Consider the following 13919-nt stretch of genomic DNA (forward strand, 5'->3'; position numbering starts at 1 on the left):
AAGCCCTCCGCAATGGGAGGGCTTCCTCTATTCAAGTGGCCGAAAAGCCTCAGATATCGCCCTGCGAGGTCACGATGCGCGAGACGAGGCCGTAGCCCTTGGCTTCCTCGGCGGAGAGCCAGTAGTCGCGGTCCGTGTCCTTGGCGATCTTCTCGATCGGCTGGCCGGTGGCGTCGGCGAAGATCTTGTTCAGGCGCTCGTTCATCTTGATGATCTCGCGGGCCTGGATCTCGATATCCGATGCCATGCCACGGGTGCCGCCCGACGGTTGGTGCAGCAGGAAGCGGGTGTTGGGCAGGCAAAGGCGCCGTTCCTTCGGCGCGGCGACATAGATCAGCGCGCCGGCCGAGGCGACCCAGCCCGTGCCGATCATCCATACCTTCGGCTTGATGAACTTGATCATGTCGTGGATCGAATCGCCCGATTCCACATGACCGCCCGGCGAATTGACGTAGATGCGGATATCCTCGTCGCTGGCGGCGGCAAGCGCCACGAGCTGCGAGCAGACCTTCTGCGCCAGTTCCTGGTTGATCGGCCCGTAGATGAAGATCGAACGCGACTTGAAAAGGTTCGCCTCCGTTTCCTTGCCCAGGGGCAGTTCCGTCTTCTTGTCGTCTTCGTCGCTCATCCAAAGTCTCCGGATTGCTCGTCAATAGTCCTGTCGCTGTCAGATAATGCGACTCACCGGCCAAGACAATGCAACAAAACCGATACGCGGCGATAGAGCATGCCCGCGCCACCGGAAAACAGGGTAAATGCCGGGCGATTGCCCGTGGCCCGGCAAAGGGAAGCCTTCGCAATTTGCATATGGACTTGGCCTCGGTCTCGCTCCTAGGATGAAGCTCTCATCGACAGGACGCCCGGCCAGCTCCCAGGGCCGGCGGAACAGGGGACATCATGATCAGACGCATCACGCTGGCCTTCGCCGCGCTCGCCGCCACGACCGCGCCGGCCTTCGCCCATCTCGACCCGCTGGAGCACGGCTCCTTCATGGCCGGTCTCTCCCACCCGCTCTTCGGCCTCGACCACATCCTCGTCATGATCGCCGTCGGCCTCTGGGCCGCGCAGATCGGCGGCCGGGCGACGTGGGCCGTTCCGGCCGCCTTCGTCGCCACGATGGCCATGGGCTTCGGCCTTGCCGTCTGCGGCATCGCCCTGCCCTTCGTCGAGCCGGCGATCCTCGCCTCCGTCGTCGCCCTCGGCCTTCTGGTCGCCATGGCCGTCAGGCTCGACACGGTGGCCTCCGCCGCCATCGTCGCCGTCTTCGCGCTCTTCCACGGCCATGCCCATGGCGGCGAACTCGGCGCGGCCGGCGCCCTGCAGTTCGGCGCCGGCTTCGTCATCGCGACGGCCCTCCTGCATGCCGCCGGCATCGGCCTTGGCCTTACCGTCGCCCGCCTTTCCGGCGGCATGGCGGCGCGCGTCATCGGCGGCCTGACGGCGCTTGCCGGCCTCGTTCTCGCCTTCGGCTGAAGTCTCGTGGGGCGGCGGAAGCCCGCCGCCTCATCCCCGCCCGCGATACGGCTGAACACCCTGGTCCGGCAGCCAGACGCCCTTCGGCGCCTCGCCCGTCTGCCAGAACACGTCGATCGGGATGCCGCCGCGCGGATACCAGTAGGCGCCGATCCTCAGCCATTTCGGCTCCAGCAGCCCGACGAGCCGCCTGGCGATGTCGATGGTGCAATCCTCATGGAAGGCGCCGTGGTTGCGGAAGGAATGCAGGTAGAGCTTCAGCGACTTCGATTCGACGAGCCAGCCGTCCGGAATGTAGTCGATGACGATATGCGCGAAGTCCGGCTGGCCGGTCATCGGGCAGAGCGAGGTGAATTCCGGCGCGGTGAAGCGCACCACGAAATCGGTGCCGGCATGGCTGCTCGGCACCTTTTCCAGAAGCGCGGCATCGGGATCGGCGGGAAGATCCACCTTCTGCCCGAGTTGCGACAATCCCGATACGTCCGTCCTGCTCATGATCCGACCCTTTCGATCCTGACCCTCACACCATGCGCCTTTTCCGTCTCGGGTTCGACATGGATGGCGATCTGGGCGCCCGGCTGCACGGCGCGGATGGCGTCCTCCAGCCGGTCGCAGATGTCATGCGCCTGCCCGACGGGCATGGCCGCCGGCACGACGAGGTGGAAATCGACGAAGGTCGCCGAGCCGGCCCGCCGGGTCTTCAGGTCGTGCACGCCGAGCGAGCCGGCGCCGTTCGCCGCGATGGCCGCCTGGATCGCCTCGGCCTCCCCCGGCTCCACCGCATGGTCCATCAGGCCGTCGACCGAATGGGCGATGACCTTCCAGCCCTGGTAGAGGATGTTGAGCGCGACGAGGATCGCCAGCAGCGGATCGAGCACGGCATAGCCCGTCGCGATGGCAAGGACGAGGCCGATCAGCACCCCGATCGAGGTGACGACGTCCGACAGGATATGCTGTCCGTCCGCGGCCAGCGCCGGCGAGCGGTAGCGCCGGCCCGCGCGGATGAGCACATAGGCCCAGACGGCATTGATCACCCCCGCCACGAAGTTGATGGCAAGGCCCATGACCGGCGCTTCCATCGACGCCGGCGCCATCACCGCCGGCACCGCCTCCATGACGATCAGTAGCGCCGCCACGACGATCAGCACGCCTTCCAGAACCGCCGAAAGATATTCCGCCTTGTGATGGCCGAAGGGATGCGTCTTGTCCGCAGGCTTGGCCGCATAGGTGATGGCCGCGAAGGCGACGATGGCCGCCACCACGTTGACGCTCGATTCCAGCCCGTCCGAAAGCAGCGCCACCGAGCCCGTCACCCACCAGGCGACGAGCTTCAGCCCCATCACGCCGAAGGCCAGCGGGATGCCCCAAAGCGCAAGCCGCTTGACCGTGTTGCCGTCCGTGTTTCCCATGCCGCTCTCCATGCGCATGCAACCGAGTTGCAAAAAGCCTGGCCCATCAACGCAAAACCGCGCGCACGGGGACGTGCACGCGGTTTTTCTCTCGGAGTTCGCTATGGACCAGGACGGTGGCTTTGTCAAAGCCCGCGCGGTTCGGATCACAGGTTGGCGGTTTGCCCCTCACCTGCCTGCCGGCATCCTCTCCCCGCAGACGGGGCGAGGAGCGCAAGCCTCGCCATTTTCCTCCTTCTCCCCGCCTGTGGGGAGAAGGTCCCGGCAGGGGGATGAGGGGCGGCCCTGCTACACTACGCCGCCTTCACCCTCGCCTTCTTCGACAGATGCGCCACCACGTTCTCGATCATGCGCATGCCGGCATCCTGGCCGAGCGTCATGATCGATTCCGGGTGGAACTGCACGGCCGCCACCGGCTCGCTGGCATGCTCGATGCCCATGATCGTGCCGTCCTCGCTTTCCGCCGTGATGATGAAATCGCGCGGGAGCGTCGCCGGATCAGCGAAGATCGAGTGGTAGCGGCCGACCGTCACCTCCTTGCCGAGGCCGGAAAAGACGATGCCCGGCTCCAGCACGCGGATGCGCGAGGGCTTGCCGTGCATGGGGATGGCGAGCTGGCGCAGCTCCCCGCCATAGGCCTCGGCGAGGGCCTGAAGGCCGAGGCAGACACCGAAGATCGGCAGGCCGCGTGCGCGCGCCTTCCTGATCGTCGCCTTGCAGTCGAAGTCCTTCGGGTTGCCGGGGCCTGGCGACAGCACGACGAGGTCCGGCTTCACGCGGTCGAACACCTCTTCGGCAACCGGCGTGCGCACGGTCGTCACATCCGCGCCGGTCTGGCGGAAATAGTTGGCGAGCGTGTGCACGAAGCTGTCCTCGTGGTCGACGAGCAGGATATTCACCCCTGCCCCGACGGATGCGACGTCGCGCTGGACCTTGGCGGAATTGCCGGACTTGGCGTCGCGGATGGCTGCGATCATGGCGGAGGCCTTCAGTTCGGTTTCGGCTTCTTCTTCTTCGGGGTTGGAATCATAGAGCAGCGTCGCGCCGGCGCGCACTTCGGCAATGCCGTCCTTGATGCGGATGGTGCGCAGCGTCAGGCCCGTGTTCATGTCGCCATTGAAGCCGACCATGCCGATCGCCCCACCATACCACGCCCGCGGGCTCTTCTCATGCGCCTCGATAAAGCGCATCGCCCAGAGTTTTGGCGCACCGGTGACGGTGACGGCCCAGGCATGCGAGAGGAAGCCGTCGAAGGCGTCCATGTCGTCGCGAAGGCGCCCCTCGATGTGGTCGACCGTGTGGATGAGGCGCGAATACATCTCGATCTGCCGGCGGCCGATAACCTTGACGGAGCCGGGCTCGCACACGCGGCTCTTGTCGTTGCGGTCGACGTCCGAGCACATGGTCAGCTCGGATTCGTCCTTCTTCGAGTTGAGCAGCTTCAGGATCTGTTCGCTATCGGCAATCGGGTCGTCGCCGCGCTTGATCGTGCCCGAGATCGGGCAGGTCTCGATGCGCCGGCCCGACACACGCACGAACATTTCCGGCGAGGCGCCGACGAGATATTCTTGGTTGCCGAGATTGATGAAGAAGGAATAGGGCGACGGGTTGATGGCCTTGAGGCGGCGGGAGATTTCCGAGGGCCTGCTCTCGCAGCGCTCGAAGAACTTCTGGCCCGGCACGACCTCGAAGAGATCGCCGCGCTTGAAGCTTTCCTTCGCCTTGACGACGAGCTCGGCATATTCGCCCGGCCGGTGGTCGCCCTGCGGCGGGATGACGTCGGAGGTCCGGAACGGCTCGGCGGCGATCGCCTCGCCCTTGCCCTCGGTCGAAAGGCCGCCCTTGGCGAAATCGTAGCGGTCGATCCAGGCCTTGGCGGCATAGTGGTCGACGACGAGGATTTCGTCCGGCAGGAAGAGCACCATGTCGCGCTGGTCGTCCGGCCGCGTGAGCTTGAGGTCGATGGCGTCGAACTGGAAGGCGAGGTCGTAGCCGAAGGCGCCGTAGAGGCCGAGGCTCGCATCCTCCGCCGAATGGAAGAGATCGGTGACGGCGCGCAGAACGGTGAAGACCGTCGGCATCTTCGAGCGCTCTTCCTCGGTGAACACCCGGTCGGGCAGCTTCACGTCGAGATCGAGCCGACTTGCCGTGCGCGCGCCGAGCGCCAGCTCCGGCACGCTCGCCAGGCGGTCGGCGATCAGCGACAGCAACACCTCGCCGCGCGCATTGTAGGCCTCGATCCAGACGGAGCGACCGAAGGAGGAAATGCCGAGCGGCGGATCGACGACGGCCGTGTCCCAGCGCGTATAGCGGCCCGGATATTCGTAGTTCGAGGAGAAGACCGCGCCGCGCCGCTCGTCGAGCCTGTCGATATAGGCGGAGATCGCATTGGCATAATCCGCCGCGCGCCGCCGCCGCGTGACGGTCACCCCGCCGCGCGTCTCATAGGCTTCGCCGCCGTCTTCCAGAATTTTCGTCGCCATCCCCAACTCCGTTTCGGCCCGGTCCTGCGAGGCGGCCGAACACAAAAAAGCCGCCTCGAATTTTCCGGGCGGCTTGTCGTCTCAATCACGCATGACTGGTCAAGGCCGCCTCAGCGAGCCCACCACCAGCCAGAAATGATGCGTGCGTTTGTCATGGGCGGAATTGTTAGCGCGAGACGCGGCGCTACGCAAGCCGTTGTCTGTGAATTGCGCCGGCGCGGAAAAGGCGGCCTTTTCAGGCCGCCTTGCAATCCGATCAGAACTTCTGCGTGAGCGAAACCCGGAAGGTCCGTCCCGGTTCGGAATAGAACGGGTTCGGTTGCGTGCCGGCCGTACGCGCAGTCGCATAATCGTAATAAGTCTTGTCGAATACGTTATAGATGCCGGCATTGATCTTCAGTCCGGGAAGCTGTTCGGGCTCCCAGCGCGCGGTCACGTCGACGATACCGTAGCCCGGCGTTGCGAAGTATTCGCGAGCAGGTCTTCCCACCGTAGTGACCACATCCTTACCCTTACCGCCACGCGCTCCAATCCAGTCGATTCCAACACCCCAGCTTCCGGCATCGTAGTCGAGACCCAGAACGCCCTTGAGGGGCAGCACCGACCGGAGGAAATCTCCTGTCGCCATATCCTTGCCATCGGCATAGGCAAGCGAGCCACGAATACCGAAGCCATTGTCGAACCGTTTATGCGCGGAAAGCTCGACGCCATAGATGCGGGCGCGGTCGAGATTTACCCCCCGTGTAAAGCCGTATGGATAGTCCAAGGGATCATAACCGAGCGCTATAATTTCAGCGTCACTTAGTTGGTCAGTAGTATCGATGAAATTCTTGTAACGGCTATAGAAGACATTGAGACGCCCGCCTTCATCCTCGTCGCCGAAGTTCACGCCGATGTCAAAACTATTGCTCGTCTCGGACTTCAAATCAGGATTGCCGACACGCAAATATGTGCCCGCGCCGCCGAAAGAGCTATAGAGTTCCCCCGCTGTTGGCGCGCGGAACCCCATGGCCCACTGCGCATACAGTTCCAGACTCTCGTTGATCTCACGAGTGAAACGCAGCTTGGGCGAGACCGCCATATCCTCGAAGCTGCCCGGCAAGCTAGGATTGCTGTGGTTAGCCGCAAATTCCGGCGTCATCTTCGGATCGAAGCTGACCCAATCGAAACGAATACCCGGCGTCACACTGAAACCCGCGTCGCCAAATGCAATCTTATCCTCGACGAATAGTCCGATCCGGGTGCCGTCGACTTTCGGGCTGTCGGCCTGGTTCGTATGCAGGTTGGCGCAAGCATCCGGCGTCGGGATCGCCGCGCAGTTATCCTTGCCTGTAGAATATTGTGTCGTCTTGCCCGCCGCAATGTCCCATCCGATCGTGACCTTATGATTGTCGAGCGTCTTGCCGGCACTTCCTATGAAGCCATAGTTCTCGTCTTCCAGCGTGTTGAAGCGGCTGATTGGGCCGAGAAGCGGGATTCCCGGTCCTCCAGACGGGAAACGGATGGCGTCGTAACCGACACCACGCAACTGGCTTTGCCAGTAGATCGACGCCGCGGCTGTATCGAAAAGACTGCCTTCCTCCTGCGATTCGTAGGCGTAATCGAGGGAAACCCGATCGCGATCTGTATTATTGAAAGCGTCGTAATTGTCTTTTCGATAAGTACCGGAGGAGTTCCCCAAGATCGAGCGCGGGTCGCTGTCCGTATCCCGGCGATAGCGCTCCAACGTCACGCCGAACATATGGCCGCTTTCGGCATAGTGGCGCACCTTGAACAGCAGATTATGCTGATCGAAATCCGCCGGATCGGCTTCCGACCGTGTCGCACCATAGGTATCGACCGTCCCATTGTTCCGGCGCTCGTGGCCCTTCTTATACCCGCCCTGGAACAGAACGGCCGTATTGTCGAACTGGCTCGCAATCGCCGCATTGGTGTTGAAGCTGCGATCGGCACTGTCATAGGTAATCTTGGCGAGGCCACCCCATGTACGCCCCTCGCCGATCAGGTCCTCGGGCTCCAGCGTGCGAAGCGCGAGCACGCCGCCGAGCGCACCCGGGCCGGCCCGGCTGGAATCGCCGCCGCGAACGACGTCGGCCTGCGAAAGCGAACCGAAATCGAACGAATTGACGCCGCCGCTGGCATCGCGTGTCGCATCCGAGAGATAGGAAACCGGAAGGCCGTCAATCGTTGTCAGGACACGGCTGCCTTCGAGGCCGCGGATATTAACCGCACCGTTCGCACGGTTGAAGGATACGCCCGGCTCAAGGCTTCGGCCCAGATCTTCGATACTGGTGATCTGCTTGTCTTCAAGTTGCTCGGCCGTCACCGTCGAGGCCAACGGCGTTTCCGCCACTCCGGTTCCGACCGTCTTGACACGCTTGCCCTTTACGACAATCGCCTTCAGCGTCGTCCCCTCGCCGTTGGCGCCATCTGCGGCATCCTGCGCAAGAGCGCCGGTGGAAAGCGAGAGCACGGCGAGCGCCGTGCAAGCCAGAAGTGCGGAACGGGAACGACGGGCCTGCATGTCTATCCTCTACTGATTCGGCACGCGCGGCATCGTCCCGGCGCAAGATGTCGGCCGGCTGCGAGCCATGCGGAAAAATGGCAAAAACGTGTTCGGGCTGAGCCCGGCTCATCGCTATGAAACATGACTAAACTTGTCAACATAAAAAAGATGAGTTTATTAATCCACTATTCACTTCGTTGCCGGATCGCCACGCCTGGAGCCCATACAGAGCCCGACCGCTCACAGGGTCGTGGCAACCAAATCCGCCGCCGGGCGTTTCCCCGCTGATCTTTTCAGTGGGAGACAGCCCATTCTCAGCCTTCGCCCCATCGCCCTCCTCGCCCTGTCCTTCCTGCTCGCCGGTGCCGCGGACCTGCCGGAGAAAGGCCCCCTGCCCGCATCGCGTCCCGAACAGAAACGCGTCGAGGAAAAGAAGGAAGCCCCGGCGGTCGATGCGAAAACGGAGGCCGAGAGCAAGGCCGCGGAAGAGAAGACGGAAGAAGAGAAGGCGCGCGAGCGTCCGCATGAGGACGCCGGCGAAGAGGCGGCCTGCCGGAAGGCGTTGACGGAGATCGGCGTGGGCTTCGAGGAGGCGCCGGAGGTCGAGGACGGCAAGGCCTGCGGCATCGACAAGCCCGTCCTCCTCAAGCAACTGCCGGGCGGCATCGAGGTCGAGCCGCAGGCGACGGTGCGCTGCGAAGCGGCGCTCCAGCTTGCCCGCTGGCTGGAGGGCTCGGTGAAGCCTTCGCTTCAGGCCGCCATGCCGCAGGAAACGATCACCGGCCTCTCCCAGGCCTCCGCCTATGTCTGCCGCAATCGCAACGGCGCGACGGAGGGCAGGATTTCCGAGCATGCCTTCGGCAATGCCATCGATATCGCCGGTTTCACCTTCAAGAGCGGCAAGACCTTCACCATCCGCCCGGCGGACAAGGATTCCACGCTGGAAGGCGCCTTCCAGCGCGCGATCACCGAGGCGGCCTGCCTCTATTTCACGACCGTGCTCGATCCCGGCAGCGACGCGGCACACCAGAACCACCTGCATCTCGACGTGAAGGAACGGCGCGGCGGCTACCGCTACTGCTGGTAAGGAACCCCGGCGATATTTTCGGCGGCTCCTGAAAAGATGCGCGCGCCGCTCCTATCTGTAGTGCGGCCCAGAGCCCGATATCCCGCCACGCAAAGGTTCCCCCATGTCGATCACGCCCTACGAACTCTCCATCCCCGCGTTCCAGCGCGGTTTCACCGTCCTGTCCAGGCTGCTCGACAAGGCCGAAGCCTTTGCGCAGGAGAAAAGCATCAAGCCGGAAGTGCTCGTGAATGCGCGCCTTGCGCCCGACATGCTCTCGCTCGCAGGCCAGGTCCAGCGCATGAGCGATACGGCCAAGGGCGCCGCCGCGCGCCTTACCGGCACCGACGCGCCGAGCTTTGCGGACGACGAAACGACGCTAGCCGACCTGCGCGCGCGCATCGAGAAGACCACGGCCTATCTCGCCTCCGTGCCGGAAGCCGCCTTCGAGGGCGCGGCCGAGCGCACCGTCGTCCTGAAGACGCGCGGCGGGGAACTGAGCTCTTCCGGCAAGGACTATCTCCTCACCTTCGTGCTTCCGAATTTCTATTTCCACCTGACGACCGCCTACGCGATCCTGCGCCACAACGGCGTTCCCGTCGGCAAGCTGGACTATCTCGGCCGCACTTGAAAACTTCTCCTCCGTCATGCTCGGGACAAGCCCGAGAATGACGACACAGGCATGAAAGCCCGCCAGCAATCCGGGGGGCGCCGCGGGCGCCCCTCCACTTTCAGAAGAGCCCTTCGATATGGCCCTCTTCGTTGAGGAAGATCCTCTCCGACGACGGCACTTTCGGCAGGCCCGGCATGGTCATGATCTCGCCGGTGACGACCACGACGAAGCCGGCGCCGGCGGACAGGCGCACCTCGCGCACCGGCACGGTATGGCCGGTGGGCGCGCCGCGCAGGTTCGGGTCGGTCGAGAAGGAATATTGCGTCTTGGCCATGCAGACCGGCAGGTTGCCGTAGCCCTGCTGCTCCCACATGTGGAGCTGGGTCCGCACCGTCTTATCGGCGATCACCGCATCGGCATGGTAGATGTCCTTGGCGATCGTCTCGATCTTCTCGAAAAGCGGCATCTCGTCCGGGTAGAGCGGCGAGAATTGCGAATGGCCGGATTCGGCAAGCTCCACCACCTTGCGCGCCAATTCCTCGATGCCGGCCGAGCCGAGCGCCCAGTGCCGGCAGACGATCGCCTCGGCGCCGAGCGTTTCCACATAGGCCTGCACCGCGCGGATTTCCGCCTCGGTATCGGAGGTGAAATGGTTGATGGCGACCACGACGGGCACGCCGAACTTCTTCACGTTCTGCACATGCCGGCCGAGATTGGCGCAGCCCTTGCGCACCGCCTCGACATCCTCGCGGCCGAGATCGTCCTTCTTCACCCCGCCGTTCATCTTCATGGCGCGCACGGTCGCGACGATGACGGCGGCATCGGGCTTGAGCCCGGCCTTGCGGCACTTGATGTCGAAGAATTTCTCCGCCCCGAGATCGGCGCCGAAACCGGCCTCCGTCACCACATAGTCGGCAAGCTTCAGCGCCGTCGTGGTGGCGATGACGGAATTGCAGCCATGGGCGATGTTGGCGAAGGGCCCGCCATGCACGAAGGCCGGGTTGTTCTCCAGCGTCTGCACGAGGTTCGGCTGCATGGCGTCCTTGAGCAGCACCGTCATCGCCCCGTCCGCCTTGATGTCGCGGGCGAAGACCGGCGACTTGTCGCGCCGGTAGCCGATGATGATGTTGCCGAGCCGCCTTTCGAGGTCCCTGAGGTCCATCGACAGACAGAGGATCGCCATCACCTCCGAGGCGACGGTGATGTCGAAGCCCGCCTCGCGCGGATAGCCGTTGGCGACGCCGCCGAGCGAGCAGACGATCTGGCGTAGCGCGCGGTCGTTCATGTCCATCACGCGCCGCCAGGCGATGCGACGGGTGTCGATGTTCTGCTCGTTGCCCCAGTAGATGTGGTTGTCGATCAGCGCGGCGAGCAGGTTGTGCGCCGAGGTGATGGCGTGGAAATCGCCGGTGAAATGGAGGTTCATGTCCTCCATGGGCACGACCTGCGCATAGCCGCCGCCGGCCGCCCCGCCCTTCACGCCGAAGCAGGGGCCGAGCGATGCCTCGCGAATGCAGGTGATGGCCTTCCTGCCGATGCGGTTGAGCCCGTCGCCGAGGCCGACCGTGGTCGTCGTCTTGCCCTCGCCGGCCGGCGTCGGGTTGATGGCGGTGACGAGAATCAGCCTGCCGTCGGGCTTGCCCTTCTGCGCGGCGATGAAGCCGGCGGTGATCTTCGCCTTGTCGTGGCCGTAGGGCAGCAGCGCTTCCGGCGGGATGTCGAGCTTCGCGCCGATCTCGAAGATCGGCTGCTTCTTCGCGGCGCGGGCGATTTCGATGTCGGATTTCACGTCGGCCATGCGGTGTGCTCCCCTCAGCATCGCTGCCGCAACCGGGTCTCCTCTCCCGGAGGCGGCATTCGGTCAATACGCAAAGGCAGCGGGGAATGCCGCTCGCAATCCCCGCGAAATCATTTCCATCAGCGTGCCAGCACGTCGCGCATTTCCACCAGGTTCGAGCGCACGCGCAGAATATAGAAGCCCATGGTGGCAAGATGCGTCGGCATGATCCAGCCGTCTTCCTTGCCGTTCGAGATGATGGCCGGCTGGATCTTCAGCGCCGAGCGAAGCTGCGAGATCGTCGCCTTCCAGAGCGGCTCGATGCCGCGCGCCTTGATGACGGCCTCGAAGTCCGCCCCGGCGGCCGAGAGGATGCCGTAATAGCCGTAGAGCTGGCCGTAGGCGAACCAGAAGCGGTCGTCCGCCCGCGTGTCGAACCAGCCGCCGTTGTAGAATTCCGAGCGCTCGCGGATCATCGCCGTGGTGGCGCCGATATCGTTGGTGATGCGGTCGAGGAACTCGATCAGGTTGTCGGAGCGGCCGTCGAAGATGGCGTCGCAGGCTTCGAGCGAGGTGTTGAACTTGCGCAGGTCCGCCATCGCCGTGCGGTAGTAGTTCGGCGTCGGCGTCTTGGGCAGCAGCGAATCCGAGCCGAAATACCAGGTCTCCTCGTCGAACTGCAGGTTGCCGCGGGCGCGCTGGAGGTCGGCGTTGATGCCGGAGGTGCCGCGCACGCGGCCGAGCGCGTCGACCAGCTCCACCGCCGTGCGCCGGACGGCCTGGTTGATGCCGCGCTGGAAGGACGCCTTGTTGTCGAACCACGGCGTCTTGTCCCAGTCGAGCCCGAAGAGCCCGAGCTTGTAGAGCAGCATGGAGGAGATCCAGGCATTCTGGTTGACGTTGAAGTCGATGAGGTCGGCCGTCACGTCGACGATCGCCGAGCGCACGCAGGTCTTCGGCTCCGGCTCGGCGAGATCGCCCCCCGCCGCCGACGTCGTGGAAGCCGCACCGCCGCCGGCAGTGCCCGCATCCTGCTTGCGCTGGCCGAGATTGTAGGCGTTCACATAGTCCGGGTTGAAGCCGCTCCACACCTGGGTCTGCCAGATGAAATAGGCATAGAGGGCGATGAGCGCGACGAGCGCGATGCCGATCGGCCCCTTGATGATCCAGCCGCGCGCGCGATACCAGTTCGCCACCGTGATGAAGGGCCAGAGGATCCAGGCGATCACCATGCCGATGCCCCGACCGATGGCCGCGAAGATGCGCTGGAAGAAGGCGACGATCGGGTCAAGCATTGGGGTCGTCCTCTCTGATGCCGAAGAGTTTCCTGCGGAATGCAGCCTTGTCTTGCAGATAGGTTCGCGTCAACGTCGCAACAACGTATTCGCGGAACTTTTCGCTGTAGTGCTCGTAGGCGGAATAGAAGCCCTGCTTGTCGAAGACGAACCGCGACACGAAGTCATGGGGAACCATCTGCGAAATCAGCCGGTTGACCAGCCATTGGTCCGGGTGGTCGGGCGCGGCGCGCACGAGGAGGAAGCGCCGGTCGGGCGCGACCTCGTCGATCTTGATCTCGCCGGTCGTCGCGACCGTCCGCATCGCCTCCTGCAGGAAGGGATAGGTGCCCTCCTCGGCCACCAGCGCGGCATTGCGATGCATCCAGGTCTGCAGCCAGATGCGGTCGGCCTTTTCGAGGTCTGCGGTCGGGTCGCTCCGGTTGACGAGGCCGGCGACGGTCATATCCGCCCGGTGCTGGAAGAGGCCCGACGGCTCCACCCACGAGGCCCGCGGCAGCTCCAGCCGCCTGGTCGAGGCGAGGAAATCGAAGATGCGCCGGTGATCGTCGAGCGCGATGTAGCTCACCTGCCACGGCCGCGAGCGGCGGAAGCCGGGCACGCTGGGGTCGCAGATCACCGTCGTCGTCCTGTCGTCGAGGAAGACGAAGACCCCGCCGAAATGGTTCGCCCAATAGGCCTCGTGGCGGAAGACGAGCTGGTCCGGCACCAGCGCGTTCTGGCGGATGTCGCCGGTCTGCTTGGCAAGCTCCACCATGCGGCCCAGCATCGCGTCGTCCGCCCAGGCGTTCGGCACGGTCTTCAGCCGGTCGACGAGCCCGCGCAGCTCGGCCGCCTTGCCGAGCATGTCCTCGGCCGAGAGCACCTTGAAGCGCACCTCGTTGATCGACAGCAGGTCGTCGATATCGTTGACGACGGAGACGGAATCCTCGATCTCGCCATAGAGCGCGTCGCGGATGGTGATCGCGTTGATCGCCCTTGCATTGGCCGAGAAGAACTCGTGCATCAGCGCGGCCGTGTTGGAAAAGCTCGTATGCACCACCGGCAGGTTCACCTGGTCCGGCGTCATGATGACGAAGCGCCGGTTGACCCGGTTGGGATCGAGATAGTCCCGGTCGCCGAGCTCGTCGGCGATTTCCGGCGAAAAGCCGGTCATGTCGATGCGGAAGCTCGAAAGCCCGGTGCGCCGCATCCCGAACCCGTCCAGCGCCTTGTTGTAGCGCTCGACCAGATGCGGCTCATCGACCGGCAGCAGCCGCCCGTAGATCAATTCGGCTTCGAGGAGGCGTTTCATGCG

11 protein-coding genes are annotated in these 13919 nt (G+C 64.2%); 3 read left to right on the forward strand and 8 right to left on the reverse strand.

Annotated elements, in window-relative coordinates; translation table 11 throughout:
- Window positions 1–49: 49 nt before the first annotated feature.
- On the reverse strand, window positions 50–628 hold the full coding sequence (locus tag ACZ1A1_RS12675) for an ATP-dependent Clp protease proteolytic subunit (protein WP_313193512.1): 579 nt from the start codon (window positions 626–628) through the stop codon (window positions 50–52).
- A 269-nt stretch (window positions 629–897) separates the two neighbouring features.
- Here ACZ1A1_RS12675 and ACZ1A1_RS12680 point away from each other — a divergent pair, with 269 nt between their 5' ends.
- Window positions 898–1473 (forward strand): HupE/UreJ family protein, encoded by a 576-nt coding sequence (locus tag ACZ1A1_RS12680; RefSeq protein ID WP_463620226.1) that lies wholly within the window; start codon window positions 898–900, stop codon window positions 1471–1473.
- Between the two features lie 30 nt (window positions 1474–1503).
- Here the strand turns inward: ACZ1A1_RS12680 and queF are convergent, their stop codons facing one another.
- From queF to ACZ1A1_RS12700, 4 genes are all read right to left on the reverse strand, one after another.
- Window positions 1504–1968 (reverse strand): preQ(1) synthase, encoded by a 465-nt coding sequence (queF, locus tag ACZ1A1_RS12685; protein ID WP_463620227.1) that lies wholly within the window; start codon window positions 1966–1968, stop codon window positions 1504–1506.
- The gene (locus ACZ1A1_RS12690; protein WP_463620228.1) at window positions 1965–2882 is read right to left on the reverse strand and encodes a cation diffusion facilitator family transporter; all 918 of its coding nucleotides are present in this window, start codon (window positions 2880–2882) and stop codon (window positions 1965–1967) included. The genes queF and ACZ1A1_RS12690 overlap by 4 nt, the downstream gene beginning before the upstream one ends.
- Before the next feature lie 293 nt (window positions 2883–3175).
- Window positions 3176–5365, reverse strand: a complete 2190-nt coding sequence (locus ACZ1A1_RS12695) for an anthranilate synthase (RefSeq protein ID WP_463620229.1) — start codon at window positions 5363–5365, stop codon at window positions 3176–3178.
- A 256-nt stretch (window positions 5366–5621) separates the two neighbouring features.
- A complete protein-coding gene (locus ACZ1A1_RS12700) occupies window positions 5622–7889 on the reverse strand; it encodes a TonB-dependent hemoglobin/transferrin/lactoferrin family receptor (RefSeq protein ID WP_463620230.1) in 2268 nt (755 codons plus the stop codon).
- Window positions 7890–8121: 232 nt separating this feature from the next.
- Between ACZ1A1_RS12700 and ACZ1A1_RS12705 the strand changes: the two genes are divergently transcribed.
- Together ACZ1A1_RS12705 and ACZ1A1_RS12710 are read left to right on the forward strand one after the other, a co-directional pair.
- Window positions 8122–8958, forward strand: coding sequence for an extensin-like domain-containing protein (locus ACZ1A1_RS12705; protein ID WP_463620231.1), 837 nt, complete (start codon window positions 8122–8124; stop codon window positions 8956–8958).
- Between the two features lie 103 nt (window positions 8959–9061).
- On the forward strand, window positions 9062–9568 hold the full coding sequence (locus ACZ1A1_RS12710) for a DUF1993 domain-containing protein (RefSeq protein WP_463620232.1): 507 nt from the start codon (window positions 9062–9064) through the stop codon (window positions 9566–9568).
- Window positions 9569–9668: 100 nt separating this feature from the next.
- Here ACZ1A1_RS12710 and ACZ1A1_RS12715 read toward each other — a convergent pair whose 3' ends face one another.
- From ACZ1A1_RS12715 to ACZ1A1_RS12725, 3 genes are all read right to left on the reverse strand, one after another.
- The gene (locus ACZ1A1_RS12715; RefSeq protein WP_463620233.1) at window positions 9669–11348 is read right to left on the reverse strand and encodes a formate--tetrahydrofolate ligase; all 1680 of its coding nucleotides are present in this window, start codon (window positions 11346–11348) and stop codon (window positions 9669–9671) included.
- Between the two features lie 119 nt (window positions 11349–11467).
- Window positions 11468–12622 carry a DUF2333 family protein gene (locus ACZ1A1_RS12720; RefSeq protein ID WP_463620234.1) on the reverse strand — a complete coding sequence of 385 codons (1155 nt, stop codon included), beginning with the start codon at window positions 12620–12622 and terminating at the stop codon, window positions 11468–11470.
- Window positions 12615–13916: a DUF6638 family protein gene (locus ACZ1A1_RS12725; RefSeq protein WP_463620235.1), complete on the reverse strand. Its 1302-nt coding sequence runs from the start codon at window positions 13914–13916 to the stop codon at window positions 12615–12617. Before ACZ1A1_RS12725 ends, ACZ1A1_RS12720 begins: the two co-directional genes overlap by 8 nt.
- Window positions 13917–13919 lie beyond the last annotated feature (3 nt).

It is taken from the genome of Shinella sp. R2-11 (assembly GCF_055330205.1).